This is a genomic window from Bradyrhizobium sp. SZCCHNS1022 (genome assembly GCF_032484835.1).
Taxonomy (GTDB): domain Bacteria; phylum Pseudomonadota; class Alphaproteobacteria; order Rhizobiales; family Xanthobacteraceae; genus Bradyrhizobium.
In genome coordinates, this window is sequence record NZ_JAUETT010000007.1 from 416,272 (window position 1) to 441,444 (window position 25,173).

Sequence of the window (25,173 nt, forward strand, 5' to 3'; positions counted from 1 at the left end):
CTCACAGCACCACGAGCGCGGCGGCGAGCACGAATCCGCAAATGTAAGTGAACAATGCACCGATCGCGCGCAGCGGGTTGGCCCGGTTCAGTGGCCCGCCCCACAGCAGCCCCGCCACGATCAAAACGCGGGCGGCGGTGGCGATGAGGATCACCGCATTGATCCAGGCCGGGGCGCCATGTGCCGCGTACCACAGGAATAGCACTGCCAGGAATGGCGCATATTCCGCGGTATTGCCATGTGCCCGCACCGCGCGGTGCACCGGATCGGTCGGTTCGGTATCGTGGCCGATGCCCTTGGCGTGGCGCCTGCGCGTGATGGAGACGTTGAGGCCGAGCCCGAACAGCAGCAGGCCAAGCACAGCGGTACAGGTGATGGCAATGGTCACGGCTAAAATCCCCCGGTCTGACGGACGCAACCGGAGACATAGCAGGATCGGAACCGGAGTTGCCAGTCCGGCCGTCTAGTTCACGAAGCTGATGCCGCGCGCCTCGCGGCCGAACGCCGTGAATACTGCGATCAGAACCGCGACCACCGCCGCGACACAGGCGAGAGCGAAGGCATAGTTGCCGCCGTAATGCGCGGCGATGCCGGCCTGGAGTGGCGCATTGACCGAGGCAATGAGATTGCCGAGCTGGTAGACGAAGCCCGGAAAGGTGCCGCGGGCATCGGCGGGCGACAGTTCGTTCAAATGCACGGGGATGATGCCCCAGGCGCCCTGCACCATGAATTGCATCAGGAATGCGCCGAGCGCCAACAGTGCGATGCTGCTGCCATAGGCCCAGAGCGGGACCACCGGCAGGGACAGGAGCGCGGCGGCGATGATGCAGCGCCGGCGGCCATAGCGTTCGGAGAGCACGCCGAACAGCAGTCCGCCGCAGATGGCGCCGATATTGTAGATGATCGCGACCAGGCTGACCTGGTGCGGCGAGAGCTTGTGCTGCAGCTCCAGGAAGGTCGGGTAGATGTCCTGGGTGCCGCGGCTGAAGAAATTGAACGCGGTCATCAGCACCACCGCGTAGAGGCCGAGCCGCCAATGCGAGCGCAGCAATTGCAGCGTGCCTGCGCCGCCAGCGGCGCGGCCTTTCGCAAAGGCTGGCGATTCCGGCACGCTCCGGCGGATATAGAGCACGAGCAGCGCCGGAATCACGCCGACCATGAACATGCCGCGCCAGCCGATCAGCGGGAACAACGACCCGTAGACGATCGAGGCGAGGAAATAGCCGGTGGGATAACCGGATTGCAGCAGGCCGGAAACCAGGCCGCGCGCGTGTGGCGGCACCGTCTCCATCGCAAGCGAAGCCCCCACGCCCCATTCGCCGCCCATTGCGATGCCGTAGAGCGCCCGCAGCAACAGCAGCGCGGTCAAGCTCGGCGCGAAGCCGGAGGTAAATTCGAGGATGGAGTAGAACAGCACATCGATCATGAGGGTCGGACGGCGGCCCCAACGGTCCGCGGCGCGACCGAACAGCAGCGCCCCGATCGGTCGCATCGCGAGCGTCAGCAGGATGGCAAAGCTGACATCGGCAATATCGGTGCGGAACTCGGCGGCGATGTCCTTCAGCACGAAGACGAGCAGGAAGAAGTCGAATGCATCCAGCGTTCAGCCCAGAAAGCTCGCCGCGACGACGTGTCTCTGCTCGCTGGTCCAGCCGGCGACGGGCGCCGCCGCTTCGGATGCGGAAACGTGACCGGCGATCGTCGGCATGCGGCGGCCGTCCCCCTATCCTGGCGCCACCACCCGATCACCGCGCCGCGAGCCTGCGGCGGGCAACGGCCGCGGGTCAGGCGTTGCGTTGAGGCGCTGCGCCTGACACCGGTGCGCTGGCGTTTGCCTTCAGGGCTGCGTTGCCCGCAGCTCGATCGTCACCGGGCTGGCGGTGCGCTTGGGTGCGTGCTCGGCCGGCAGTTGCAGCACGCGGGCGCGCTGGCCGGTGGCGAGGTCCGTGACCTTGACGATCCGGCCGTTGGAGAATTCCAGCGCGTCGTGATGTTCGGTCGGCCTATTGGTATCGACCTTGCGGAAGCGGGCGAGATGCGCACCGACCTTGCGCCGGAAGAACAGGCCCTTGATGCGGACGTCGTCGTCGAACGCGAGCTCGGTCCCCGGACGCAGGCAAACCGCGGTCAAAGGGTCTTCTTTGCTGCAGAAGCCGCGGGTCTCGGTGCCCGGAAAGCGGCAGGACATCAGCACGTCGGAAATTTCGGCATCGCGGGACGAGACGGTATGCAAGCTGTAGTCACACATGGCGAAGAACTCCTCATGCCACCAGCACTGAAGGCCGCAACGGCAGACATCGGGAGTTGTTCCATGTAGAGCGAGCTTTTCGGCGCCGTCGCTCTCGCCGGATACCGCTCCCGCCGCCGGCTTGCCAGCGGCGGGGCGATCGGATCGCGCCCTCAGGTCAGGTGCGCGGCTTCTTCGGCCTCGATCTCGTCATCGACCGCGCCCCAATGCGAGGCGTCCTTGATGGTCGGATCGATCAGTTCGCCGCGGGCAAGTGCGAGAGGCGATTTCCAGTACAGCGCGATATTGTGGAACGGGTCGGTCAGCACCTTGAACGCCCAGGTCAGTCCCGTTCCGACGTCCTTGATCGCGAACAGCTGGATGGTCCGGAACAGGCTGCCGCCGATCCCGACCGCAAGCCAGAGCAGGCCGACATGACGGACGAAGTCCATCCGGCTCACGGGCGAGGAGAACAGGCCGAACAGGGTCGGAAACACGAACAGCATCACCGGGACCATGCCCCAGACCAGCAAGAGCACAATCTTGCGCTTCTGATTGTAGCCGACCTTGATGGTCTCTTTGTACTCGTTGGTGACTTCGTTCACTTTGTCATAGCCGTTCGGCTCGAAGAAGAAGTGGCCGGTTTGCCGTGTCAGCATCGCGAGCCATCCGATCAGGCCGGCCATGGCCGGATCCTTGAACAGGAGGGCATAGGTGACCAGGAAGATCACCGCGCTGATCAGGTGGAGCGTCTGATTGATCCGGCTCTGATGATAGTAGCGGTAGTCGTCGAAACGCTGCGTTTGCAGGGTCCTGTAGTAGCTCGCCATGCGAATCCCCGTGCCGTTGTGGAGTGCGAGGCGAGCCGTAAAGCGCTTCAGTGAAGGTTGCGTGACATTATGATGTTGTCACAATGAAAGCGATCGCGCCGTGGATTATTTGTTGCATATGCAACTAAGTAGCTGGTCACTATCGAGGCGCCGATCAGGCAAAGTGCCCGCAGCGGAGCAATCCCGTCATTGATCCAGGTCAAAGGACGTCGGCCAAAGCGACCGCGGCATCGAAGAAAATGGCTGCTGCAGTCGGGTCGTCAGGTCGGAAGACGAGGGAGCGGTCGAACGGCTTCTCTCTCGGTGGGTCTCGGTGAGGCGTCGTTGTAGCCGGCGCTATTGGTTTCAACCGGCTGGTCGAGGGCCGGCACCTCCAGCGCCGGGGTCACGGCGTTCTCGATCGGCATGGCGGGCCGCGCGTGGGCGGGCGCATCCGCGGTGCAGTCAACAGCGCCATGTGGTACTCCGTCGGAGCCCGCCCGCTGGCGCCCGGTGCGGTTGCAGTCGATCTCACCATTCGCCGTACGAACGGGGAGGGGGCTCGCTGAGCGGGTGGATGCCAAGTCCGGATGCCAAGTCCGCATGTCAATGCCTGGATGCCAAACCTGGATGTCAAGGCTTGAATGTCGGGACTTGGATATCGCGGCTTGGATGCATTGCCTGGATACCAAGGCTTGATCCCGGTGGTCGCCGCGCTATATCGACGGTGCCTTCCAAAACCATTTCCTTGAGCTGACGCATGACGATGACCGACACCGCCACCGTGTCCCACCAATTTCAAGCCGAGGTCTCCGAGCTCCTGAATCTGATGGTGCACTCGGTCTACTCGGAGACCGAGATCTTTCTGCGCGAGCTGATTTCCAATGCCTCCGATGCCTGCGACAAGCTGCGCTATGAGGCGATCGCCAAGCCGGAACTGATCGGCGGCGGCGAAGCGCCGAAGATCCGCATCATCCCGAACAAGGCGGCCGATACCCTGACCGTCGCCGACACCGGCATCGGCATGGACCGGCAGGAGCTGATCGACCATCTCGGCACCATCGCCCGTTCCGGTACCAAGGCGTTCGTGCAGAAACTGGCTGAGGCCAAGGACGGCACCGGCCTGATCGGCCAGTTCGGCGTCGGGTTTTATTCCGCCTTCATGGTCGCAGACCGCATCGTCGTGACCAGTCGCCGCGCCGGAGCGGATGAGGTCTGGACCTGGTCGTCCTCCGGCGGCTCCGGGTTCGAGGTGGCGCCGGCCTCCGAGGCGGACGCCAAGCGCGTCACCCGCGGCACCGAGATCGTGCTGCATCTGAAGGAGGACGCCAAGAAATATCTCGAGACCTACGAGATCGAGCGTATCGTCACCGCCTATTCGGATAACATCCAGTTCCCGATCGAACTGGTGCCGGAGGAGGGCGAGCCGCGCCAGATCAACTCCGCCAGCGCGCTGTGGCAGCGCTCGAAATCGGAACTCTCGGCCGACGACTACAAGCAGGCCTACAAGTCGATCGCGAACGCATTCGACGAACCGGCCTTGACGCTGCATTACCGCGCCGAGGGCCGCTACTCCTACGCGGTGCTGCTGTTTGCGCCCTCGACCAAGCCGTTCGACCTGTTCGAGCCGGCGCGCAAGGGCAAGGTGAAGCTCTACGTCCGACGCGTCTTCATCACCGACGAGGCGGATATCCTGCCGGCCTATTTGCGCTTCATCCGCGGCGTGATCGACAGCGAGGATCTGCCGCTCAACATCTCGCGCGAGATGCTGCAGAACAATCCGCAGCTCGCGCAGATCAGAAAGGCCGTCACCGGCCGCGTGATCGGCGAGCTGGAGCAACTCGCCGAGAAGGACGCCGACAACTTCGACAAGATCTGGGACGCCTTCGGAGCCGTGATCAAGGAAGGCCTCTATGAAGATTTCGAGCGGCGCGACAAGCTGCTTTCGCTCTCGCGCTTCACGACGACGACAGGCGAGCGGCGGTCGCTGAAACAGTACGTCGCGGACCTCAAGCCCAACCAGACCGAGATCTACTTCCTGGTCGGCGACAGCGTCGAGCGGCTGAAGTCCAATCCGCGGCTGGAGGCAGCGAAAGCGCGCGGCATCGAGGTGCTGCTGTTGACCGATCCGGTCGACGCCTTCTGGACCTCGGCGCGGCTGGAGCATGACGGCAAGCCGCTGAAGTCGCTGAGCCAGGGCGACATCGATTTCGATTTGATCCCACTCACCGAGGACAAGACCGAGGACGAGGCCAAGCCGGCCGCCAATGAGGCCGAGACCATCGCGCTGATCAAGGCGAGCCTGGGCGATCGCGTCACCGACGTCAAGGTCTCGACCCGGCTTACCACCAGTGCCTCCTGTCTCGTCGCCGGCAGCCATGGTCCGGACCGTGAGCTGGAGCGCATCCTGTCGCAGCAGGCACGCGGTGCACGCTCCAAGCCGATCCTCGAGATCAATCTGCGTCACCCACTCGTGGTCGCCATTGCGAAGGCCGCCGCCGACAAGGCCAAGGTCGACGACATGTCGTTCCTGCTGCTGGAGCAGGCCCAGATTCTGGATGGCGAGTTGCCCGAGGACCCCGCGGCGTTCGCGGCCCGGCTCAACCGGTTGGTGGTGCAGGGCGTTACGGCCTAATCCGTCTTGCGGACATCCAGCAGCGCGACGACGTTGCGCCAGCGGACCGATTCCGCAGCGACGACGGCGTTGTATTCGCTGACAGTGCCGGCGAGCGGGATTGCGCCCAATTCGGCGTAGTGTTGCCTGATCGCGGGATCGGCTTGTGCCGCATTGATCTCGCGGTTCAGCAACTCGACGATCGGTCGCGGCGTATCGCGCGGCACCGCCACACCATAGAAGCCCGACGTTGCGAAGCCAGGCAGCACGTCGGCGATGGGAGGCAGGTCTGGCAGCCTCTCCGATCGGGTCTGGGTCGTGACCGCAATCGCGCGGAGCTTGCCGGCTTTGACCGTCTCCAAGGCGGATGCAGCGTTGTCGAAAGCGGCGTGAACATGGCCGGAGGCGACATCGACCAGCGCGGGAGAGGAGCCGCGATAATGGACGATCGTCCACTTGATCCCGGCCTTGCTGCGGAACAGTTCTGCCGACAGATGCTGGACGGTGCCGGGCCCCGCGGTGCTGACGCTGAGCTTGCCGGGATTGCCCTTCGCATAGGCGACAAACTCGGCCAGGTTGCGCACCGGCAGATCGTTATTGACCAGCAGCAGCAGCGGCATCCGGGCCATGCCGGCGACCGCCGCGAGGTCTTTCGTGACGTCGAACGGCAGCGACGGATCGAACGAGGTCCCGATGAGATTGGCGGTCGAGGTCGCCAGGATCGTGTAGCCGTCCGGCGCGGCCTCGACCACGCTTCGGGTGGCGACATTGCCGCCGGCACCTGGACGATGTTCAAGCGTGAAGGGTTGGCCGAGACGCGCCGTCAGCAGTTTGCTGATGGGGGTGGACAGCTGGTCGGTGGCTCCGCCGGGTGCGAACGGAATGACCCAGGTGACCGGCCGGGTGGGATAGGGCTGGGCCCAAGCCGGAAGCGCAGCGGCAACGGGGCTCGCGGCCATGGTGGCCCACGCTGCGGAACGCAGCCAGGCACGTCTGGTAAACGTCACATCCTTGGTGGTTTCCGTTAAGGTTCCATCGCGCATGCCGGCCTTGCTTTGGCATGTTTCACCGATATGCAGCCTACACGCGAATTCCCTCAACTTCGTAAAGGAAGGACGTCGCATTCGCGTCTGGCCTGATCGTTCCGGGTTAACCCTGCCGGTTAACGGCTATGCAGGCCGTGGCCGCCTATATCGGGGCGAGACAGGTGGTGGTCGGCAATGAATTCAGGGCTTTGGGATCGATCGGCGGAACGGCCGCGGTCAGGCGGGCTGCCGTCGACGGCGAAGACCTGGCTGAAGGCAATCGAGCTGACCTCGCGCATCGAGGCCGAACCGGCGCGGCTGTTCGCCGACATCATCGACGGATGGGCGGAAGCGGCGCCGCAGCGGCCGGCGCTGATATCGGAAGGTGAAAGCTTCAGCTATCGCGAGCTTGCGGCGCGCATCAACCAATATGCACGCTGGGCGCTCGCAACCGGCATCGCGCCGGGCGATACGGTCTGCCTGATGGTGCCGAGCCGGCCGGACTATTTGGCGGCATGGCTTGGCATCAGCCGGGTCGGCGCTGTGGTCGCGCTGATCAATACCAATCTCGTCGGCGCCTCGCTTGCGCATTGCATCAACGTCGCCAAGCCCTTGCACGTCATCCTCGCCGACCACTTCGCGGAGTCCTATCAGGAGGCCGCGCCGCTGATCCCGGCTGCCCCCACGATCTGGACCTATGGCGAGCATCGTAGCGCGACAAACATCGCCGCGGCGCTCGCGCTGATCGACGATAGGCCCTTATCTGCGGCGGAACGGCGTGGCACCACCATCAACGACCGCGCATTGCTGATCTACACCTCCGGCACGACAGGTCTGCCGAAGGCCGCCAGCATCAGTCACCGCCGCATCCTCAATTGGGGTGGCTGGTTCGCAGGACTTACCGGCGCCACGCCGGAGGACCGGCTCTATGATTGCCTGCCGCTCTATCACTCGGTCGGCGGCATCGTCGCGCCTTGCAGCATGCTGCGTGCCGGCGCGAGTGCCGTTCTGACCGAGAAATTTTCCGCGCGCCATTTCTGGCGCGACATCGTTCGCTACGACTGCACGCTGTTTCAGTATATCGGCGAGCTCTGCCGCTATCTGTTGAAGGCGCTGCCGTCGGAGCTCGATCGCGCCCATCGTTTGCGGCTCGCCTGCGGCAACGGCCTGCGGGGCGACATCTGGGAGGCCTTTCAGGCCCGCTTTGCGATCCCGCAGATGCTCGAATTCTACGCCGCGACGGAAGGCAATTTCTCGCTTTACAATGTCGAGGGCCGGCCTGGCTCGATCGGCCGCGTGCCGTCGCTGCTCGCCCACCGCTTCCCGGCCGCGATCGTCCGGATCGACCAGGATACGGGTGGACCGATGCGCGGCGCGGACGGGCTTTGCAGCCCTTGCGCGCGCGGTGAAATAGGCGAGGCGATCGGACGGATCGGCACGGCCGATTCCGGCGGCGGCCGTTTCGAGGGTTACACTGACGCCGGCGAGACCGAGAAGAAAATCTTGCGTGACGTCTTTTCACACGGCGACGCTTGGTTTCGCACCGGCGACCTGATGCGGCAGGACGAGCAGGGCTTCTTCTATTTCGTCGATCGGGTTGGAGACACCTTTCGTTGGAAAGGCGAAAATGTCGCGACCGGCGAGGTCAATGCCGCGATCCTGCAATGTCCCGGTGTGATCGAAGCCGCAACTTACGGCGTGGTCGTGCCGGGCGCCGACGGGCGTGCCGGCATGGCCGCACTGGTGACCGGCGGTGATTTCGATCTCTCAGCCTTCGCCGTGGAGCTTGCGCGCCGGCTGCCGGCCTATGCCCAGCCGGTCGCCTTGCGCATCGTCCCTTCGCTCGATGCGACCGAGACTTTCAAGCAGAAGAAGCAGCAATTGATGGGCGACGGTTTCGATCCGGGAATCGTCCGCGATCCTTTGTTTGTCAGAAATGCCGCGACCGGGAATTACCATCCGCTCGATGCGGCGACCTATGGGAGGATCGCAGCCGGGGAGATCAGGCTATGACGAGATCGGGCGAGGGCCACCTTCAGTAGCAAGCGCTGCAATGCATTTACCAAGGCGATGAAAGCTCGGGCTGGTCCCGTGTTCCCTTCACCTTTTCCGCCTATGATTCGTCCGGTCAATTTTGATGCAAAAGCGGGTTCATCCATGTCAGTAAGGTTAAAGATCATTGCGGCGATGAAGCAGATTGCCGAGGAGCAGAAGGTCGAGCTGCCCCCGCTCACCGACGATCTGACGCTCAACGAAACCGGCTTCGATTCGCTTGCCTTCGCGATCCTGGTGGCGCGCCTGGAAGATGATCTCGGCGTCGATCCCTTCACGCTCGCCGAAGATGCGATCTTCCCGTACACCGTGGGCGATTTCATCAAGGCCTATGAGAATGTCCCCGCGTGAGGTCTTTGCGCTGCGCGACCATCTCGGCGCCGGATTGACGGAGCGTACGATTTCCGACCCGCGGCAGCCGTTGTCGCTGGGCGAACTCGCGGCGCGGAGCTGCATTGGCGGCCGCGGCGGCGAACTCGATGGGCGCGCGGTGCTGCTCGCCACCTCCGGCCAACTGCTGGCCGGCTTTGCGATGATCGAGATCGACGGCGTGGCGAGCCGGATGCTGCTCTGCCCGCCCGATCTCAACCCCGAGCACCTGGCGAGCGTGATCGCCGATGCCGAAATCGATACGGTCGTGACCGATCAGCCGGAGCGCTTTGCGGAGTTCGGCTCCGATCGTGTGCTCACGGTGGGCCTGCCGCAGCCCGCCGACAGCCCCGTGCAATCGACGCGCGCAACCGAATGGCTGATGTTGACGTCGGGGACCTCCGGCGTGCCGAAGATCGTCGGTCACACGCTCGAAGGTCTCTGCGGCGCGATCATCGGCGACAGTCCGGCGCCGGGCGCAACGCCGGTCTGGGCCACCTTCTATGACATCCGCCGCTATGGCGGCCTGCAGATATTCCTGCGTGCGATCGTCGGCGGCGGCTCGATGGTGCTGTCCGATCCGGATGAGGCGCTGTCCGATCATGTCGCTCGGCTGAAGGCACGCGGCGTCACCCATATCTCCGGCACGCCGTCGCATTGGCGCAAGCTGCTGATGAGCGGCGCCGCCAAAGACTTCGCGCCGCGCTATGTGCGCCTGTCCGGCGAGATCGCCGACCAGGCGGTGCTCGACGCGTTGGCTCAAGCGTTTCCGCACGCCTCGATCGGGCACGCCTATGCTTCCACCGAGGCGGGGGTCGGCTTCGCCGTCAATGACGGGCGTGAAGGGTTTCCGGCGAGCTTCGTGGATGAAGGTGCTGGCCAAGCGCGCGGCGTCGACATGAAGGTCGTCGACGGCTCGCTGCGCATCCGTTCCAAGCGCGCTGCGCATGCCTATATCGGCCGCAATGCGGCCGAACTCACCGATGCGGATGGCTTTGTCGATACCGGCGACATGGTGGAGCTGCGCGGCAACCGGTACTACTTCGTGGGCCGCCGCAACGGCATCATCAATGTCGGTGGCTTGAAGGTTCACCCCGAGGAGATCGAAGCCGTCATCAACCGTCATCCGGAGGTGCGGATGTCGCGGGCCAAGTCGCGGAAGAGCCCGATCACCGGCGGCATCGTCGTCGCCGACGTTGTGCTGACGGAGGAGAGTGACGCGAGCCGCGCGGCGGGGATCCGCGATGAGATCGTGGCCGCGTGCCGTGAAAGCCTCGCGCCGCACAAGGTGCCGGCGATGATCCGCTTCGTGCCGGCGCTCGACGTCACGCCGGCCGGCAAGCTGGCGCGCACCGATGCGTAACGTCCTGGTCACCGGCGGCAGCCGCGGCATCGGCCTTGCCCTCGCGCGTCGGCTGGCAGGTGCCGGTTACGACGTCATCGCGGTGGCGCGTCGCGAGAGCGAGGAGTTGCGTGCGGCGGTTGCCGAGTTCAGCGCCGCCAGCTCTGGCATCCAGTTTCGCGCCTGCGACTTGAGCGCGATCGACGCGATCCCGGCCTTCGTCAAATCGCTGCGCGACGAGTTCGGTCCGCTTTATGGCTTGGTGAACAATGCCGGCATCGGGACCGAGGGATTGCTGGCCACCATGCACAATTCCGAGATCGAGGCGCTGGTGCGCCTCAACGTGCTGGCGCCGATGATCCTCACCAAATACGTCGTTCGCCACATGATGGCGGCCGGCGAGGGCCGCATCGTCAACATTTCCTCGATCATCGCCGAGACCGGATATAACGGCCTGTCGGTCTATGGTGCGACCAAGGCGGCCGCCAACGGCTTCACCCGGTCGCTGGCGCGTGAGGTCGGCAAGGTCGGCATCACCGTGAATGCGGTCGCGCCCGGCTTTATCGCAACAGAGCTGACGCAGAGCATGGATGACGCACAGCGCCAGCGCATCGCCGGCCGCAGCGCGCTGCGGCGGCTGCCCGACGCTGACGATGTTGCTGCGATGGTCGAATATCTGCTCGGCGAGGGCGGCCGCAACGTCACCGGAACCGTGCTCACCGTCGATGCCGGCAATACGGCCTGACGGAGCTTGCGTCCGGGTCGCAATCTCGCGTTCCCTCCCGTTGATTTTCCTCAAGTGACGGGTTGCGATCGGCAGCGATAGTGCAGGTCTTCTTCATGGAATCCTGCCGGTCATGCTCGAACGTATTCTGCGGTGGAGTCTCGTTGCGATCGCTGTGGCCGGGCTCGCTGCCGGCGGCATTGCTCATGCGTTCGCGCTGCCGGACCTCGCGGATGTCGCATTTACAGTGGCGACCGTGCCGGTGATTATCGGCCTGATCGTCTCCATCATCAGGGATTTTCTTGCCGGCCGTGTCGGCGTCGATGCGATCGCTCTGGTCTCGATGAGCGCGGCCATCATCCTGCGCCAGCCGCTGGCCGGTGCGGTCGTGGCGCTGATGTACGCCGGTGGCAATGTGCTGGAGGATATCGCGGTTGCGCGCGCCGAACATGATCTGCGCGCGCTGGTCGACCGGGCCCCGCGCGAGGCGCATCGTCGGATCGGCGGTCACATCCAGGATGTGCCGATTGCCGATGTCGCCATCGGCGATCTCCTGATGGTGCGCGCGGGCGAGATCGTGCCGGTCGATGGCGTGATCGAATCCGAGGTCGCTGTGGTCGACGAGTCAGCGCTGACCGGGGAGCCGATCCCGGTCAACAAGCCGCACGGCACGGGGATCCTGTCCGGCTCGTTGAACGCGGGTGAGACGTTCGAACTGTCGGTGACGGCGACCGCGGGCGAAAGCACGTATGCCGGGATCGTCAAGCTGGTCACCGCGGCGCAGACCGCGAAGGCGCCTTTCGTGCGGATGGCGGATCGCTATGCGTTGATCTTCCTGCCGGTGAGTCTTGCGATTGCCGCCTTGGCCTGGCTCGCCTCGGGCGATCTGACCCGCAGCCTTGCGGTGCTAGTCGCGGCGACGCCGTGTCCACTGATCCTGGCAGCCCCGGTCGCCTTTATCGCCGGGGTGGCGCAGGCGGCGCGCCGTGGCATCCTGGTCAAGGGCGGCGGCAAGCTCGAGGCGCTCGCGCGTGCGCACACCGTTCTGTTCGACAAGACCGGTACGCTGACGGTTGGCGGTGCGCGCCTCCTGTCGGTCGAAGCGGCCCCCGGCGAGGACGCGGATACCGTGCTGCTGCTTGGCGCCTCGCTCGAGCAGGCTTCGCATCACGTGGTGGCCCACGCCATCGTCGAAGCGGGCCTGGCGCGCGGCTTCAAGCTCAAGGTCCCGGAGCAGGTGCGGGAGACCCTGGGTTCCGGCCTCCACGGCATGATCGAGGGCCGCGAGGTCAGCGCGGGCTCGCGCGATCTGATCCTGGCAAGCGGAAATCCCGCGCCTTGGGCGGCGCGTGCGATCCGGCGCGCATCCTGGCGCTCGGCGCTCGTCGTCTTTGTCGCGGTGGAGGGGCGGCCAGTGGGCGCACTCCTGCTGGCCGACGAATTGCGCCCCGACACGCCGCGTGCCATTCGCCTGCTCCGGCAAGCCGGCGTCGCGCGCATGGTGATGGTAACCGGCGACCGTGCCGCGGCCGCGCAGGCGATCGGCGCGGCGCTCGATCTCGATGCCGTGCTGGCCGACCGCGTGCCCGCCGACAAGGTCGATGCGGTCAGGACCGAGCAGCGCCTGCATCCGACCATCATGGTCGGCGACGGCATCAACGATGCGCCGGCGCTGGCCGCCGCCGATGTCGGGGTCGCGCTCGGCGCGCGTGGCGCCAGCGCCTCCTCGGAGGCTGCCGACGTCGTGATCCTCGCCGATCGGCTCGACCGGGTCGGCGAAGCGATCATGGTCGCGCAGCGAGCGCGGCGGATCGCGCTGGAAAGCATCGCGATCGGGATGAGCCTCTCCTTCCTGGCCATGGGCGCCGCGGCGTTCGGCTGGCTGCGGCCGGTGCCGGCCGCGCTCATCCAGGAGGCGATCGACGTCGCCGTCATTCTCAACGCGCTGCGCGCATTGCTGCCGCCTTATCGCAGCAGCTCGGGGCAGATGCCCGTCGAGGCCGGGCGCGAGCTTCGGCACGACCACCAGGCGCTGATCCGCGGCCTCGATCGGCTCAGGGCGATCGCCGACGCGCTGGACGAGGCGGCTGCCGAGTCGGCCCCGGCCCTGATCGCCGAAGCCAATCGCCTGGTGCAGGATCAGGTGGTCGCGCATGAACGCGACGATGAAGGCGCGATCTATCCCAGGCTCGCCGCGTTGCTACAGGAGAGCCATGGACTTTCGGCGATGAGCCGCGCCCATCGGGAGATCCTGCATCTGGCGCGGCTGCTGGCGCGCATCGCCGAGGACCTTCCGTCGGAAAAGATCGATCGCTATCTGGTCCGCGACGCCCAGCGCGTGATCGAGGCCATCGAGACGCTGGTGCGGATGCACACCGCGCAGGAGGACGACATCTACGAAGCCGTGGTCGAGCGGACCGCCGCCTGAGCGCGGTGCTCACCGCGAATATTTCGGCCGGTCGAGCCGATCTTTGGAGAACTCCGGCGGACCCTCGATCAGCCGCCGGATGCGGCGCTCGCGTTCGTCTGCCGGCAGATCCGGGGCGAGCATTCGCTCGAGCTGCTGGGCGACGATCTGCTCGAGTGCGATCGAATCGCAGACGGATTTGCGCGGACTGGCTGCCGGCGCTGAGGCCTGCAAGCCGATTTCCAGCAGGCGGCGGATACCATCAGCCCGCGTGATCTCCTGCGTTTCTGCCCAGGCGTCGATTTTCGCGGTCAGCTGTTGCGACAGCTTCACCGCGCTGACGGCATCGTGTCCAAGCCGGACGGCGGGACGAAGCTCATTTCTCGCGTCGAACACGGGCGTCGTCTGTCTGTTGCACATGGCAGCCTAGATGGGTTTGACGGAACGGGATTTGATTCCAATCAATGAAGCTCCGCGCGGGCATCGACCGTCCGGTCGCTTGCCGGCGCGAACTGGTTGATCACCATGCCGGGCAGGGTTAGGGACCTGCGGCACAATCACAAGTGAGACGGCAACGGGCTTGGCATGCGCTTCCTGCAAACTTTCCAGCTGTTTGATTTCCTTGACACCCTGGTCAGCCTGCTCACGGCCTTCGTGCTCGGGACCTTGATCGGGGCCGAGCGGCAATATCGGCAGCGCAGCGCGGGCCTGCGCACCAATGTGCTGGTGGCGGTCGGGGCTGCGGCCTTTGTCGATCTCGGCAACCGTCTCACCGGTGCGGACGGCGCAGTGCGGATCATCGCCTATGTGGTGTCGGGGATCGGCTTTCTTGGTGCCGGGACGATCATGAAGGAAGGCATGAATGTCCGCGGCCTCAACACCGCGGCGACCTTGTGGGCCTCGGCGGCGGTTGGCGCCTGCGCCGGCGCCGATTTGATTGCGCAGTCGGCGGCGTTGACGCTGTTCGTGCTCGCCGGCAACACGCTGTTGCGGCCGTTGGTCAACGCCATCGACCGTATCCCCCTCACCGAGAAGCACTCCGAAGCCAATTACGAGATCGTCGTGACCACGGACGGCTTGCGGGCCGCTGAGATACGGGAGGCGATCGACGAGCGGCTGGAGGCCGCCAAATACCCGGTTCGCGAGACCGAGGTGGCCTACCGCTCCCCGGACAATGTCGAGATCACGGCGCTGCTGGTGCCGCTCGCGGTCGAACCGGGCGATCTCGACCGCGTCACCGCCGAGCTCTCCAAATTGCCGGGGGTACGTCATGCCACCTGGAATGTCAGTGCGCTGGAGTGACTGAGCGCTTGGGTGGAATGATCGATGATGCAGGGGACGACTTCGCCGGAAGCCGTCGGTCTCTCATCGGAGCCGGACGAAACTGGCTGGTCGTCCAAAAACACACCCAAAAATTCACCCAACTGGTCTGGCAAGGCCGGAATCCGTCCCCTCGGGCCGGTCATCGATCAGGCGCGAAATGTTCCATTCGTCGTGTGAACCATGGCTGAATGCCACGGGCGTCCGCTGCTCATAACAGTTGCCCCCATCGCGTGCCGGAATGCCCCGGAGAGACCGTTCATGCGGCGACCCCGACCGCCATTGTATCGGAACCATGATAGGTGCGCCGCGAAATAATGCAACCTAAGATTTTGATCTGGCGAAGGTAAACGGTCAGTGTCCGCCGCGGGCGTAAATTTCGTAAAAGCCGAGGACGATCTCGCAGGCGATGAGGATCACCACGATGATCTCGAGCCGGAGCGAACGCTTGGTGTCGATGATGTCGGCGAGCGCCGTCGCGGTCTCCGCGATCACCGAGAGCTTGCGGTTCAGGGTCTCGACGCGCTCGCTCAGCTCGTATTCGTCCTCCAGCCGCGCATAGAGCCGTTCGAGGTCCGGCCGATCCCACAGCACGTCCGGCTTCTCGCCGACGGCGACGCGCCCTGAGACCCGATGCTGCACCAAGAGGGCCTCGCCGAGCAGCTTCAGCATCGCTGTGCCGCTCCGCGAACTGCGTCCGAACATGGCAAGCTCGCGCGCGAACGGTTCGATCGTATCGAAGACGTTGGCGACCTCGCGCTCGCCGCGCCCGAGTACGACACTCTTGGCAAGCGCATCGGCGACGACGAGCAGCCGCTCGAGCGAGAACTCCTTGACAACGATCGGTCCGCCGACAGGTATCGGTTCTTCGGCCTCGCGCGCCACCTGCACTTTCGCGGTCTCTTCCTCGGGGGGATTGATCAGCCCGAACAGCCGCGGCCTCAAGCGTTCGAGAAACTCGGTCTCCTCGGCCGCCGACATGCCGATGAACACGACGACGCCATAGCGAAACACCACAGCCACGCCGCTCGATCCGATGCCGACTGCAAGCGGCGTCGCGGACAGCACCTGGCCCTCGAAACCCGCGGTATTGATGCGATCGGCGATCTGCAGCGCGCGGGCGGAGAGCTGTGGGGCAGGTGGGGTCTGGGTCATCCCTTCAGCCTAGCAGGGGCGGAGCGATATTTCGACGACAACGCGCGTGCGGCGGCCATCGGCCTTGCTGCTGGCCAATGTCGGGTTCAAACCTGATGCGGCGTGAACCGGCTTGACAGCTGCAGCCGTAGCTCCTCTCTGAGGTCGCAACCGAGACAGATCGTCCATCCATGTCGAGCACGAGCGCCGCCGATTTCTACGCCGCCATTCCGGTCTTCCGCGGCTTCGCCCGGCTGATGGAGCCGTCGCTATATCGGCCGCTGCCTGACGATTGGACGGTCGGCGTCGCCGATATCGTCGACTCGACGAAGGCCATTGCCGACAAGCGCTACAAGGCTGTCAACATGGCAGGCGCCGCCGTCATCGCCGCCGTGACCAACGGCTTGGGTGGACGGGAATTTCCGTTCGTGTTCGGTGGCGATGGCGCGAGCTTCGCAGTCGCGCCGGGCGATGTCGATCGCGCACGCGCCACGCTGGCCGCAACCGCGACCTGGGTGCGCGAAGATCTGGGACTGACCATGCGCGTGGCGCTGGTGCCGATGGCGGCGATCCGCGCCCAGGGGCTGGACGTGCGGGTGGCGCGTTACGGTCCGTCCGCCAATCTGTCCTATGCGATGTTCTCCGGCGGCGGGCTCGGCTGGGCGGAGGCGGCGATGAAACGCGGCGAATTCGCCGTGCAGCCGGCGCCCCCCGGCACGCAGCCGGATCTCTCCGGCCTGTCCTGCCGGTTCGAGGAAATTCCGTCCGCGCGCGGGCTCATCCTCTCGGTGCTGGTACTGCCGGCGGAAAGCACTGATCCGTCGGACTATCGCAAGGTGATCGAAGAGATCATCGCGCTGGTCGAGCGCAGCCCCGACTCCGGCAGGCCGGTCCCGGCGGGTGGGCCGGCGCTGAAATGGCCGCCCCAAGGTTTCGGCTACGAGGTCCGTGCATCGCGCGGCGGCCCCTTGGTCGCGCGCTGGGTTCGTGTGCTCGCACGAACGCTGTTCGTCTATGCGGTCTTTCGTTTCGGCATCCGGATCGGCGGCTTCGTACCGAAGCTCTACAAGCAGCAGCTGGTCGAGAATTCTGACTTCCGCAAATATGACGACGCGCTGCGCATGATCCTCGACTGCACCGAGGAGCTTGCGCAGGCGTTGAACAACCGCCTGGCGGATGCCGCTTCACGCGGTATCGTGCGCTACGGACTGCATCGGCAGGATGCCGCGATGATGACCTGCTTTACGCCCTCGGCACTGCGCCCCGATCATGTGCACTTCATCGACGGCGCGCGCGGTGGTTATGCGTCGGCTGCGACCGCGCTGAAGGCGGCGGTCACAGCTTGACCGCACTTAGTGCGCGCGCGTCCAGGTCTCGCCGCCGCAGAGTGCGCCGACGCAGCCTTCGACCTTGAGCGCTTCGGGGCCGGCGACGGAGATGTGGCTTTCGTAGCTCTGGCCATCATCGGCATTGTAGATCTTGCCTGACCATCGGTTGGCCCCGTCCGGGTGCACGCCGATGAACAATTGCAGCCCCATGATCGGACGCTGGCGCAGCTCGCGATCCGGATTCTTGTCGTCGACGGCGGGCTTGGCGGTGCCCGGATCGATCGGCTGCTTGAGCCAGACCACATTGCCGCACAGGTTGGCGCCACATTTGCTGACCTTGATCTTTGCGTCGCCCGCTTGCGTCAGCCAGGTCCCGGTCGGATCGTCGGCCGCCAAGGCCGGATGCGCGGCTCCCATCAACGCCGCGAGCGCAAGAGCAAGAATATTCAATTTCGCAATCATGATACCCCCCGGATCAGGACGATGTCCATAACAGCAAATTGCGTCGATGCAACCGGCCGCGGCTGTTTGTCCAATGCCGCCGCATCACGATGAGTTGCGACATTTCGCTGTCGGCATCTTGCGGTGCTCTTTCGCCGGTGCTCACCATGGCAGGCCGCAGAGATCGATCGTGCCGCGTGTCGGCGCGGTGCGCTTGAGATCGTGAACGTGAGGTCCAATCGCGTCGAAGCGCACGCGTCCTTTGTCCGGCTGCTCGACATAGACGTCGCCTTCGAACGGCATGAAGCCGCGCGCCATGTAAAACGGTGCACGATACGGCTCGCAGAACAGGATCGCGAAGTTCACGGAATCCTCATGCCTGAAAGTCTGGATCGCGGCGTTCAGCGCAATCGTGGCAAGCCCGCGATTGCGCACGTCCTCGCGCGTCATCACACCGCCGATGCCGCCGACATTGATCTTCTGGCCATTCCAGGTCACGACGCGGCGATAGAGGCCGACGTGGCAGACCACGTCGCCAGCCTCGTCCTGCACCAGGACGCGGAGATCGGCATGGGCAAAGGTGATACCTGCCCAGGGTAATGTGGCGACGACCTCAGGCGGCCAGACCGCTTGATAGAGCGGGTGAACCAGCTCCCAAGAGGCGGCGCCATTGAGGACCTCGATCTCGATGCTCATCAAAGCGGCTCGCTTTTTCCAAAATCACAGTGTTTTACACTCCTGGAACCTTCTATAAGGAGGTCCCGTTAAATCCCCGTCTTCCCACAAGTTGCGGAAACCACCCCATGACCTTTACTCTTCCCCCGCTCCCTTACGACTATGAAGCCCTTGGCCCCTATATGTCGAAGGAGACGCTCGAATATCACCATGACAAGCATCACCAAGCCTATGTGACCAACGGCAACAATGCGATCAAGGGGACCGAATTCGAAGGGAAGTCCCTCGAGGAGATCGTGAAGGGCTCGTTCGGCAAGAATCCTGCCGTGTTCAACAATGCCGGCCAGCACTACAACCACATCCACTTCTGGCAGTGGATGAAGAAGGATGGCGGCGGCAGCAAATTGCCGGGCCGCCTCGAGAAGAAGATCAACGAAGATCTTGGCGGCTTCGAGAAATTCAAGGCGGATTTCGCCGCGGCCGGCGTCGGCCAATTCGGCTCGGGCTGGTGCTGGCTCCAGGTCAAGAACGGCAAGCTGGAAATTTCCAAGACCCCGAACGGCGAGAATCCGCTGGTGCATGGCGCCACCCCGATCCTCGGCTGCGACGTCTGGGAGCATTCCTATTACATCGATTATCGCAACCGCCGTCCGGACTACCTGAAGGCCTTCGTCGAAAACCTCATCAACTGGGATTATGTCGACGAGCTCTACGGCAAGACGATCTGATCCGCGCCGCTATGGTGCGCGAAGAGGGCGGCGGCTTCGGTCAGCCGCCCTTTTTGTTGGGGGCGGTTCTTGTCAGAGGCGCAGGATTGCGGCAATTTTTTTCTCTGTTGACCGCCTTTGGTGGCATGCCGCGTGTGCGAATGACGTTGCGGGGATGAGGTTCAGGTGAAGCAGTTGTTGGGTTACGTGCTGGTGTTTTTCGGGGGCGGGATGGGCGCCTCAATTCGACACGCGGTGAACATGGCGAGCGCCAAGGCGCTCGGCACGGCCTTTCCGTTCGGCACGCTCATCATCAACGTCACGGGCTCGATCGTGATGGGCCTGATCGCCGGCTATCTCGCCTTCAAGGGCGGGGCGACCCAGCACTGGCGGCTGTTCCTGATGACCGGCATTCTCGGTGGCTACACCACCTTCTCCGCCTTTTCGCTCGATACCGCGCTCCTGTACGAGCGTGGGGCCGTGGGGCTCGCCGCCCTCTATGTGCTGGGATCGGTCGGGCTGTCGATCGCCGGATTGTTCGGAGCGCTCGCGCTGGTGCGGTACCTCACTTGAGGCTTGGCCTCGCCCGGGGCGGGCGGCCGCTGCCGTGGACAGCTGTAACGTTATAATATAACGTTAGTCTATGGTGTCACACGATCTTCATACCCACGCCCATCCCCACCCGCATGCGCACCGCCACGGGCCGGCCATGCCGCATCCGGCGCAGGCCGCGCCGTGGTCGATCCTGCGGATGCCGGCCACCGCGCGGCTCGCCGCGGCCCTGGCGGCGAGCGCCGGGCTGTGGGTGATCGTCTGGCTTGCGATGCGCTGACGCCGATGACCATGCAGCTGCAATTTCGCGATGTGACGCTCGGCTACGACCGGCATCCCGCCGTGCATCACCTTTCCGGCGACGTCGCTGCGGGCAGCCTGCTGGCCGTGGTCGGTCCCAATGGGGCCGGCAAGTCGACGCTGTTCCGCGGCATCGTCGGCCTGCTCAAGCCGTTGGCGGGCGCCATCAGCACCGGCGGCCTGGACCGGCGGAGCATCGCCTATCTGCCGCAGATCGCCGATATCGACCGCACTTTCCCGATCTCGGTGTTCGATTTCGCCAGCACCGGCTTGTGGCGCTCCGTGGGTCCATTCGGCGGTATCGGCAAGGCGGCCCGGGCGCGGATCGCACAGGCGATCGCTGCCGTCGGCCTCACCGGCTTCGAGACCCGCGGCATCGGCACGCTGTCGGGCGGCCAGATGCAGCGCCTGCTGTTCGCGCGCGTGCTGCTGCAGGATGCGCGGATGATCGTGCTGGACGAACCGTTCAATGCGATGGACACCAGCACCTCGACCGACCTGTTGCGGCTGGTCGAGCGCTGGCACCAGGAGGGGCGCACGGTGGTGGCGGCGCTGCACGACCTCGACATGGTCCGCGGGCACTTTCCGCAAACGCTCCTGCTCGCGCGCGAGCCGGTCGCCTGGGGGCCTACGGCAGACGTACTGAGCGCCGACAATCTCGCGACGGCACGGCGGATGTGCGAAGCGTTCGACGAAAAAGCGAGGGCCTGCATGCCCGACCAGATTCCATCGCGGGCGGCCTGATGATCACCGACGTTCTGATCACGCCGTTCTCCGATTTCGCGTTCATGCGCCGTGCGCTGGCGGCGGTGATCGCCTTGGCGCTCGGCTCGGGGCCGATCGGCGTGTTTCTGATGCTGCGCCGGATGAGCCTGATGGGTGACGCCATGGCGCATGCGATCCTGCCGGGCGCGGCCATCGGCTTTCTGCTCTCCGGCCTCAATTTGTTCGCGATGACGACGGGCGGCCTGGTCGCCGGCTTCACGGTGGCGCTGCTCTCGGGGCTCGTGTCGCGCTCGACCGGGCTGAAGGAGGACGCTTCCCTTGCGACCTTCTATCTCGCCTCGCTTGCGATCGGTGTCACCATCGTCTCGGTGAAGGGCACCAATATCGACCTGCTGCACGTGCTATTCGGCAACATCCTGGCGATGGATGATCCGACACTGCTGATGGTCGCCAGCAACGCCACGCTCACGCTGCTCGTGCTGGCGGTGATCTACCGCCCGCTGATGATCGAGAGCGTGGATCCCCTGTTCCTGCGCACGGTGAGCCGGGCCGGCGCACCTGCGCATCTGGTCTTTCTCGGGCTGATCGTGGTCAATCTCGTCAACGGCTTCCAGGCGCTCGGCACCCTGCTTGCGGTCGGGTTGATGATCCTGCCGGCGGGCATCGCCCGGTTCTGGTCGCGCGACATCACGCCGATGATCTGCATCGCCGTCGCGGCCGCGATCGTCTCCGGCTATGTCGGGCTGGTGCTGTCGTTCCAGACCCGCATTCCGTCCGGTCCGGCGATCATTCTGGTCGCCGCGCTGATCTACCTCGCTTCGGTGCTGTTCGGGCGCGTCGGCGGCGTGCTCCCACAGCTGTTTCCCGGGCGCCATCTCGAAGCCTGATGAGCCTTGCCATGCGACGTTTCTGCTTAGTCCTCAGTCTTGCATTGTTCGGTCTCGTCTCGGCGCATGCACATGCAGATGCGCGGCTTAATGTCGTCGCGAGCTTCTCGATCCTCGGCGATTTCGTCCGGCAGGTGGGTGGCGACAAGGTCAATGTCACCACGCTGGTTGGGCCTGACAGCGATGTCCATGTTTACACGCCGACGCCGCATGATGCGAAGGATGTCGCCGAGGCGCGGCTCTTGGTCGTCAACGGTCTCGGCCTGGAGGGCTGGCTGCCGCGTCTCTTGCAGGCCTCCGGAGCCAAGGCCCGGATCGTGACGGTGACCCAAGGGATCACGCCCCGGAAGCGCGGCGCCGATGCTGATCCGCACGCCTGGCAGTCGGTCAAAAATGCGATGATCTATGTGACTGATATCCGCGATGCGCTGGTCGCGGCCGATGCCGCCGACGCCGACACGTTCAAGCGGAACGCCGATCGCTATCTGGCCGAGCTCGACGGTTTGGACCGCGAGGTCCGCGCCGAGATCGAGAAGATCCCTCCCGAGCGGCGCAAGGTGATCTCGACCCACGACGCCTTCGGCTATTTCGCCGACGCTTACGGTGTGGAGTTCATCGCTCCGCTCGGTGTATCCACCGAGACCGAGCCGAGCGCGCGCGACCTCGCCGGCATCATCGCGCAGATCAAGCGCGCACAGATCCCCGCGGTCTTTCTGGAGAACTTCAATGACGATCGGCTGATCAGCCGGATCGCCGCCGAAACCGGCGCCAAGGTCGGCGGCACCCTGTACTCAGATGCCCTCAGCGAGGAAAACGGCCCGGCACCCACTTACATTGCGATGGTCAGGCACAATATAAAGGCCTTGACCAGCGCGCTCGGCCGCTAGGCCGGCGGCCTATGTTCAGCGCGGCAAATCGATTTCGAATGCGAGCTACTTCCCGGAGCGAATATGTCTGACGTGACCTCCCAGAAAGTCCCCGTGACCGTATTGACCGGCTATCTCGGTGCCGGCAAGACCACGCTGCTGAACCGCATTCTCTCCGAGGACCATGGCAAGAAATACGCCGTCATCGTCAACGAATTCGGCGAGATCGGCATCGACAACGACCTGATCGTCGGCGCCGACGAAGAAGTCTTCGAGATGAACAATGGCTGCATCTGCTGCACGGTGCGCGGCGATCTCGTGCGCATCATCGAGGGCCTGATGCGGCGCAAGGGCAAGTTCGATGCGATCATCGTCGAGACCACCGGCCTCGCCGATCCGGCCCCGGTGGCGCAGACCTTCTTCGTCGACGAAGACGTGCAGAAGAATGCCCGGCTCGACGCGGTCGTCACGGTGGCCGACGCCAAATGGCTGTCGGATCGGCTGAAGGATGCACCGGAGGCCAAGAACCAGATCGCCTTCGCCGACGTGATCGTGCTGAACAAGACCGACCTCGTCTCCGGGGGAGAACTCTCCGAGGTCGAGGCGCGCATCCGCGGCATCAATCCCTACGCCAAGCTGCATCGCACCGAGCGCTGTCAGATCGCGATAGCGGACGTGCTCGAGCGCGGCGCCTTCGATCTCGACCGCATCCTCGAAATCGAGCCCGACTTCCTGGAAGCCGGCGACGATCACGACCACGACCATCATCACCACGATCATGACCATGGCCATCACCATGATCACGGCCATGGCTTGAGGCACTATCACGACGAGGAGATGCAGTCGCTGTCGCTGCGGACCGACAAGCCGCTCGATCCGATGAAGTTCATGCCGTGGCTGCAGAACCTGGTGCAGACGGAGGGCGGCAAGATCCTGCGCTCCAAGGGCATCCTGTCGTTCCAGGACGATGATGATCGCTACGTGTTCCAGGGCGTCCACATGATGCTGGAGGGTGATCACCAGCGGAAATGGAAGGAGGGCGAGCCGCGTGAAAGCCGCGTCGTCTTCATCGGCCGCGAATTGCCGGAACAGGCCATTCGCGAAGGTTTCGAGCGCTGCATCGTGACGTGATGAGTTCGTTCGAGCCAGGCGGCGAGGCCGCATCCATCGTTTCGGTGACCGACCGGGTGAAGCCGGTCGAACTCGGCATGAACGTGACCGCCGTGCATTATCTCGGCGATCGCGCTGTCTTCGTCGGCACCGAGGAGAGCGTGGCCTTTGTCGATCCCGAAGGCGCGATGACGAAGGTCGAGGTGGTCGGCGGCGGCATTCTGTCGGCCGTGTCCGACGGCTCGCGGATCGTGATCGGCAGCGACGACGGCAAAGTCGTTGCAGTCGACGGCAAGGGCGCAGTGACCGCGCTCGCGACCGATCCGAAGCGGCGCTGGATCGATAATGTCGCCGTGCATACGGATGGCAGCGTGGCCTGGTCGGTCGGCAAGACCGCCTTCGTCCGCTCGCCCAAGGGCGAGGAGAAGTCGCTCGAAGTGCCCTCGACCGTCGGCGGACTTGCGTTCGCGCCCAAGGGGCTGCGGCTCGCGATCGCCCATTACAACGGCGCCACCCTGTGGTTTCCCAACATGGCGGGGACGCCGGAATTTCTCGCCTGGGCCGGCTCCCATCTCGCCGTCAGCTTCAGCCCGGATAACAAGTTCCTGGTCACCGCAATGCATGAGCCGGCGCTGCACGGCTGGCGGCTCGCCGACGGCAAGCACATGCGCATGACCGGCTATCCCTCGCGGGTGAGGTCGATGGCGTGGGGGGCGGGCGGCCGCTTCCTGGCGACCTCCGGCGCCGACATGGTGATCATGTGGCCCTTCGTCGGCAAGGATGGCCCGATGGGCAAGGAGCCGGCCATGCTGGCGCCGCTGCAGGCCAAGGTGACCGCAGTGGCCTGCCATCCGAAGCAGGACATCCTCGCCGCCGGCTATGAGGATGGCACCGTTCTGATGGTACGGATGCATGACGGTGCCGAGATCCTGGTGCGCCGCAACGGCACGCCGCCGGTGGTGGCGCTGGCCTGGAATGCCGCCGGAACCTGGCTGGCCTTCTCTGATGAAGCCGGCGGGGCGGGGCTGCTGAAGGTCTGAGACAAGTCGTAGGCGCGGCTCCCCCGGGAACCGCGTCCAGCGCCGCTCGTTGTTCCCGGCAATATCGATTGGCGGGTGTGACCATGATGTTAGCGAACAGCAAACAAAGGTTGCGCAGGGAACTGCTGCTCGGGGCCGGGCTGTTTGCCGTCGGTGCGCTGATCGCGGTGCTGTCGCTGGCGGATATCCGCGCGACCCACCTGGGCGAAGTGGCGCAGGCGACGCCGTCAGCCTCGCCGGAGCCCTCCCCATCGCCGCCAGCCGAATCGAAGCCGGGCGGCACCCGCCCGACGACGCCGGCCCCCGAACCCGCGCAGCCCGACCCGGCCGCTCAGAAGGAAGGCGCCAAGCCGGCGCTGCCACCAGCCCCGGCCGAGAAGGTCGCCCCGCCGATCGAGAAGAAGTAGCTCTCACCGTCATTCCGGGGCGCGTCGAAGACGCGAACCCGGCGACTGTCTTAGCTGTCAAGCGATTGCTGGGTATATCGGGTGTTGTTTTTGACCATGGTGTTTGCGGTG

26 protein-coding genes are annotated in these 25,173 nt (G+C 64.9%); 17 read left to right on the forward strand and 9 right to left on the reverse strand.

Annotated features, from left to right (window positions below):
• Position 1: 1 nt before the first annotated feature.
• The 4 genes from QX071_RS32195 to QX071_RS32210 all read right to left on the reverse strand — a co-directional run bounded on the left by QX071_RS32195 (position 2) and on the right by QX071_RS32210 (position 3,057).
• On the reverse strand, positions 2-388 hold the full coding sequence (locus tag QX071_RS32195; protein WP_315707277.1) for an MAPEG family protein: 387 nt from the start codon (positions 386-388) through the stop codon (positions 2-4).
• Positions 389-463: 75 nt separating this feature from the next.
• Complete coding sequence (locus tag QX071_RS32200) at positions 464-1,600, reverse strand: MFS transporter (RefSeq protein ID WP_315727966.1); 1,137 nt, start codon at positions 1,598-1,600, stop codon at positions 464-466.
• 237 nt (positions 1,601-1,837) lie between these two features.
• Positions 1,838-2,248 (reverse strand): hypothetical protein, encoded by a 411-nt coding sequence (locus QX071_RS32205; protein WP_315707276.1) that lies wholly within the window; start codon positions 2,246-2,248, stop codon positions 1,838-1,840.
• Positions 2,249-2,400: 152 nt separating this feature from the next.
• On the reverse strand, positions 2,401-3,057 hold the full coding sequence (locus QX071_RS32210; RefSeq protein WP_315727546.1) for an Mpo1-like protein: 657 nt from the start codon (positions 3,055-3,057) through the stop codon (positions 2,401-2,403).
• A gap of 739 nt (positions 3,058-3,796) precedes the next feature.
• Between QX071_RS32210 and htpG the strand changes: the two genes are divergently transcribed.
• Entirely contained in the window at positions 3,797-5,671 is a 1,875-nt protein-coding gene (htpG, locus tag QX071_RS32215; RefSeq protein ID WP_315727548.1) for a molecular chaperone HtpG, read from the forward strand.
• Here the strand turns inward: htpG and QX071_RS32220 are convergent.
• Positions 5,668-6,693 carry a Bug family tripartite tricarboxylate transporter substrate binding protein gene (locus QX071_RS32220; RefSeq protein ID WP_315707302.1) on the reverse strand — a complete coding sequence of 342 codons (1,026 nt, stop codon included), beginning with the start codon at positions 6,691-6,693 and terminating at the stop codon, positions 5,668-5,670. The two genes, htpG and QX071_RS32220, sit on opposite strands and share 4 nt — an antisense overlap.
• Before the next feature lie 177 nt (positions 6,694-6,870).
• On the opposite strand from QX071_RS32220, the gene QX071_RS32225 reads away from it, so the two are divergent.
• From QX071_RS32225 to QX071_RS32245, 5 genes are all read left to right on the forward strand, one after another.
• On the forward strand, positions 6,871-8,688 hold the full coding sequence (locus tag QX071_RS32225; RefSeq protein ID WP_315727550.1) for a long-chain-acyl-CoA synthetase: 1,818 nt from the start codon (positions 6,871-6,873) through the stop codon (positions 8,686-8,688).
• A gap of 144 nt (positions 8,689-8,832) precedes the next feature.
• On the forward strand, positions 8,833-9,078 hold the full coding sequence (locus QX071_RS32230; protein ID WP_315707301.1) for an acyl carrier protein: 246 nt from the start codon (positions 8,833-8,835) through the stop codon (positions 9,076-9,078).
• A complete protein-coding gene (locus QX071_RS32235) occupies positions 9,065-10,459 on the forward strand; it encodes a fatty acid--CoA ligase family protein (protein ID WP_315727552.1) in 1,395 nt (464 codons plus the stop codon). Before QX071_RS32230 ends, QX071_RS32235 begins: the two co-directional genes overlap by 14 nt.
• Positions 10,452-11,183 carry an SDR family NAD(P)-dependent oxidoreductase gene (locus QX071_RS32240; RefSeq protein ID WP_315707271.1) on the forward strand — a complete coding sequence of 244 codons (732 nt, stop codon included), beginning with the start codon at positions 10,452-10,454 and terminating at the stop codon, positions 11,181-11,183. The genes QX071_RS32235 and QX071_RS32240 overlap by 8 nt, the downstream gene beginning before the upstream one ends.
• Before the next feature lie 112 nt (positions 11,184-11,295).
• Positions 11,296-13,590, forward strand: coding sequence for a heavy metal translocating P-type ATPase (locus QX071_RS32245; protein ID WP_315727554.1), 2,295 nt, complete (start codon positions 11,296-11,298; stop codon positions 13,588-13,590).
• A gap of 9 nt (positions 13,591-13,599) precedes the next feature.
• Here the strand turns inward: QX071_RS32245 and QX071_RS32250 are convergent, their stop codons facing one another.
• Complete coding sequence (locus tag QX071_RS32250) at positions 13,600-13,989, reverse strand: hypothetical protein (RefSeq protein ID WP_409977551.1); 390 nt, start codon at positions 13,987-13,989, stop codon at positions 13,600-13,602.
• A gap of 165 nt (positions 13,990-14,154) precedes the next feature.
• Here QX071_RS32250 and QX071_RS32255 point away from each other — a divergent pair, with 165 nt between their 5' ends.
• On the forward strand, positions 14,155-14,871 hold the full coding sequence (locus QX071_RS32255) for an MgtC/SapB family protein (RefSeq protein WP_315707268.1): 717 nt from the start codon (positions 14,155-14,157) through the stop codon (positions 14,869-14,871).
• Between the two features lie 372 nt (positions 14,872-15,243).
• Here QX071_RS32255 and QX071_RS32260 read toward each other — a convergent pair whose 3' ends face one another.
• Entirely contained in the window at positions 15,244-16,044 is an 801-nt protein-coding gene (locus QX071_RS32260) for an RMD1 family protein (RefSeq protein ID WP_315707267.1), read from the reverse strand.
• Positions 16,045-16,214: 170 nt separating this feature from the next.
• Here QX071_RS32260 and QX071_RS32265 point away from each other — a divergent pair, with 170 nt between their 5' ends.
• On the forward strand, positions 16,215-17,369 hold the full coding sequence (locus QX071_RS32265; RefSeq protein ID WP_315707266.1) for a DUF3095 domain-containing protein: 1,155 nt from the start codon (positions 16,215-16,217) through the stop codon (positions 17,367-17,369).
• 6 nt (positions 17,370-17,375) lie between these two features.
• Here QX071_RS32265 and QX071_RS32270 read toward each other — a convergent pair whose 3' ends face one another.
• Both QX071_RS32270 and QX071_RS32275 read right to left on the reverse strand, forming a co-directional pair.
• Positions 17,376-17,813, reverse strand: a complete 438-nt coding sequence (locus tag QX071_RS32270; RefSeq protein ID WP_315707265.1) for a DUF2147 domain-containing protein — start codon at positions 17,811-17,813, stop codon at positions 17,376-17,378.
• Positions 17,814-17,954: 141 nt separating this feature from the next.
• Positions 17,955-18,488: a GNAT family N-acetyltransferase gene (locus tag QX071_RS32275; RefSeq protein WP_315707264.1), complete on the reverse strand. Its 534-nt coding sequence runs from the start codon at positions 18,486-18,488 to the stop codon at positions 17,955-17,957.
• A 107-nt stretch (positions 18,489-18,595) separates the two neighbouring features.
• On the opposite strand from QX071_RS32275, the gene QX071_RS32280 reads away from it, so the two are divergent.
• From QX071_RS32280 to QX071_RS32320, 9 genes are all read left to right on the forward strand, one after another.
• Entirely contained in the window at positions 18,596-19,195 is a 600-nt protein-coding gene (locus QX071_RS32280) for a superoxide dismutase (protein WP_315707263.1), read from the forward strand.
• A 165-nt stretch (positions 19,196-19,360) separates the two neighbouring features.
• Positions 19,361-19,747: a fluoride efflux transporter CrcB gene (gene crcB, locus QX071_RS32285; protein ID WP_315707262.1), complete on the forward strand. Its 387-nt coding sequence runs from the start codon at positions 19,361-19,363 to the stop codon at positions 19,745-19,747.
• Between the two features lie 70 nt (positions 19,748-19,817).
• On the forward strand, positions 19,818-20,006 hold the full coding sequence (locus QX071_RS32290; RefSeq protein WP_315707261.1) for a hypothetical protein: 189 nt from the start codon (positions 19,818-19,820) through the stop codon (positions 20,004-20,006).
• Positions 20,007-20,011: 5 nt separating this feature from the next.
• Positions 20,012-20,770, forward strand: coding sequence for an ABC transporter ATP-binding protein (locus QX071_RS32295; protein WP_315707300.1), 759 nt, complete (start codon positions 20,012-20,014; stop codon positions 20,768-20,770).
• Positions 20,770-21,639: a metal ABC transporter permease gene (locus tag QX071_RS32300; protein ID WP_315707260.1), complete on the forward strand. Its 870-nt coding sequence runs from the start codon at positions 20,770-20,772 to the stop codon at positions 21,637-21,639. The genes QX071_RS32295 and QX071_RS32300 overlap by 1 nt, the downstream gene beginning before the upstream one ends.
• Before the next feature lie 11 nt (positions 21,640-21,650).
• A complete protein-coding gene (locus QX071_RS32305; protein ID WP_315707259.1) occupies positions 21,651-22,526 on the forward strand; it encodes a metal ABC transporter substrate-binding protein in 876 nt (291 codons plus the stop codon).
• Positions 22,527-22,589: 63 nt separating this feature from the next.
• Entirely contained in the window at positions 22,590-23,636 is a 1,047-nt protein-coding gene (locus tag QX071_RS32310) for a GTP-binding protein (protein WP_315707258.1), read from the forward strand.
• Positions 23,636-24,655: a WD40 repeat domain-containing protein gene (locus QX071_RS32315; protein WP_315707257.1), complete on the forward strand. Its 1,020-nt coding sequence runs from the start codon at positions 23,636-23,638 to the stop codon at positions 24,653-24,655. Before QX071_RS32310 ends, QX071_RS32315 begins: the two co-directional genes overlap by 1 nt.
• An 83-nt stretch (positions 24,656-24,738) precedes the next feature.
• Positions 24,739-25,062: a hypothetical protein gene (locus tag QX071_RS32320; RefSeq protein WP_315707256.1), complete on the forward strand. Its 324-nt coding sequence runs from the start codon at positions 24,739-24,741 to the stop codon at positions 25,060-25,062.
• Positions 25,063-25,173 lie beyond the last annotated feature (111 nt).

What these genes read in the sequence shown, in the direction of transcription:
- QX071_RS32205 (WP_315707276.1), bottom strand. Translation starts at nt 2,248, where the DNA reads ATGTGTGACTACAGCTTGCATACCGTCTCGTCCCGCGATGCCGAAATT.
- QX071_RS32210 (WP_315727546.1), bottom strand. Translation starts at nt 3,057, where the DNA reads ATGGCGAGCTACTACAGGACCCTGCAAACGCAGCGTTTCGACGACTAC.
- htpG (WP_315727548.1), top strand. Translation starts at nt 3,797, where the DNA reads ATGACGATGACCGACACCGCCACCGTGTCCCACCAATTTCAAGCCGAG.
- QX071_RS32220 (WP_315707302.1), bottom strand. Translation starts at nt 6,693, where the DNA reads ATGCGCGATGGAACCTTAACGGAAACCACCAAGGATGTGACGTTTACC.
- QX071_RS32225 (WP_315727550.1), top strand. Translation starts at nt 6,871, where the DNA reads ATGAATTCAGGGCTTTGGGATCGATCGGCGGAACGGCCGCGGTCAGGC.
- QX071_RS32230 (WP_315707301.1), top strand. Translation starts at nt 8,833, where the DNA reads ATGTCAGTAAGGTTAAAGATCATTGCGGCGATGAAGCAGATTGCCGAG.
- QX071_RS32235 (WP_315727552.1), top strand. Translation starts at nt 9,065, where the DNA reads ATGTCCCCGCGTGAGGTCTTTGCGCTGCGCGACCATCTCGGCGCCGGA.
- QX071_RS32240 (WP_315707271.1), top strand. Translation starts at nt 10,452, where the DNA reads ATGCGTAACGTCCTGGTCACCGGCGGCAGCCGCGGCATCGGCCTTGCC.
- QX071_RS32245 (WP_315727554.1), top strand. Translation starts at nt 11,296, where the DNA reads ATGCTCGAACGTATTCTGCGGTGGAGTCTCGTTGCGATCGCTGTGGCC.
- QX071_RS32250 (WP_409977551.1), bottom strand. Translation starts at nt 13,989, where the DNA reads ATGTGCAACAGACAGACGACGCCCGTGTTCGACGCGAGAAATGAGCTT.
- QX071_RS32255 (WP_315707268.1), top strand. Translation starts at nt 14,155, where the DNA reads ATGCGCTTCCTGCAAACTTTCCAGCTGTTTGATTTCCTTGACACCCTG.
- QX071_RS32260 (WP_315707267.1), bottom strand. Translation starts at nt 16,044, where the DNA reads ATGACCCAGACCCCACCTGCCCCACAGCTCTCCGCCCGCGCGCTGCAG.
- QX071_RS32265 (WP_315707266.1), top strand. Translation starts at nt 16,215, where the DNA reads ATGTCGAGCACGAGCGCCGCCGATTTCTACGCCGCCATTCCGGTCTTC.
- QX071_RS32270 (WP_315707265.1), bottom strand. Translation starts at nt 17,813, where the DNA reads ATGATTGCGAAATTGAATATTCTTGCTCTTGCGCTCGCGGCGTTGATG.
- QX071_RS32275 (WP_315707264.1), bottom strand. Translation starts at nt 18,488, where the DNA reads ATGAGCATCGAGATCGAGGTCCTCAATGGCGCCGCCTCTTGGGAGCTG.
- QX071_RS32280 (WP_315707263.1), top strand. Translation starts at nt 18,596, where the DNA reads ATGACCTTTACTCTTCCCCCGCTCCCTTACGACTATGAAGCCCTTGGC.
- QX071_RS32290 (WP_315707261.1), top strand. Translation starts at nt 19,818, where the DNA reads ATGGTGTCACACGATCTTCATACCCACGCCCATCCCCACCCGCATGCG.
- QX071_RS32295 (WP_315707300.1), top strand. Translation starts at nt 20,012, where the DNA reads ATGACCATGCAGCTGCAATTTCGCGATGTGACGCTCGGCTACGACCGG.
- QX071_RS32300 (WP_315707260.1), top strand. Translation starts at nt 20,770, where the DNA reads ATGATCACCGACGTTCTGATCACGCCGTTCTCCGATTTCGCGTTCATG.
- QX071_RS32305 (WP_315707259.1), top strand. Translation starts at nt 21,651, where the DNA reads ATGCGACGTTTCTGCTTAGTCCTCAGTCTTGCATTGTTCGGTCTCGTC.
- QX071_RS32310 (WP_315707258.1), top strand. Translation starts at nt 22,590, where the DNA reads ATGTCTGACGTGACCTCCCAGAAAGTCCCCGTGACCGTATTGACCGGC.
- QX071_RS32315 (WP_315707257.1), top strand. Translation starts at nt 23,636, where the DNA reads ATGAGTTCGTTCGAGCCAGGCGGCGAGGCCGCATCCATCGTTTCGGTG.
- QX071_RS32320 (WP_315707256.1), top strand. Translation starts at nt 24,739, where the DNA reads ATGATGTTAGCGAACAGCAAACAAAGGTTGCGCAGGGAACTGCTGCTC.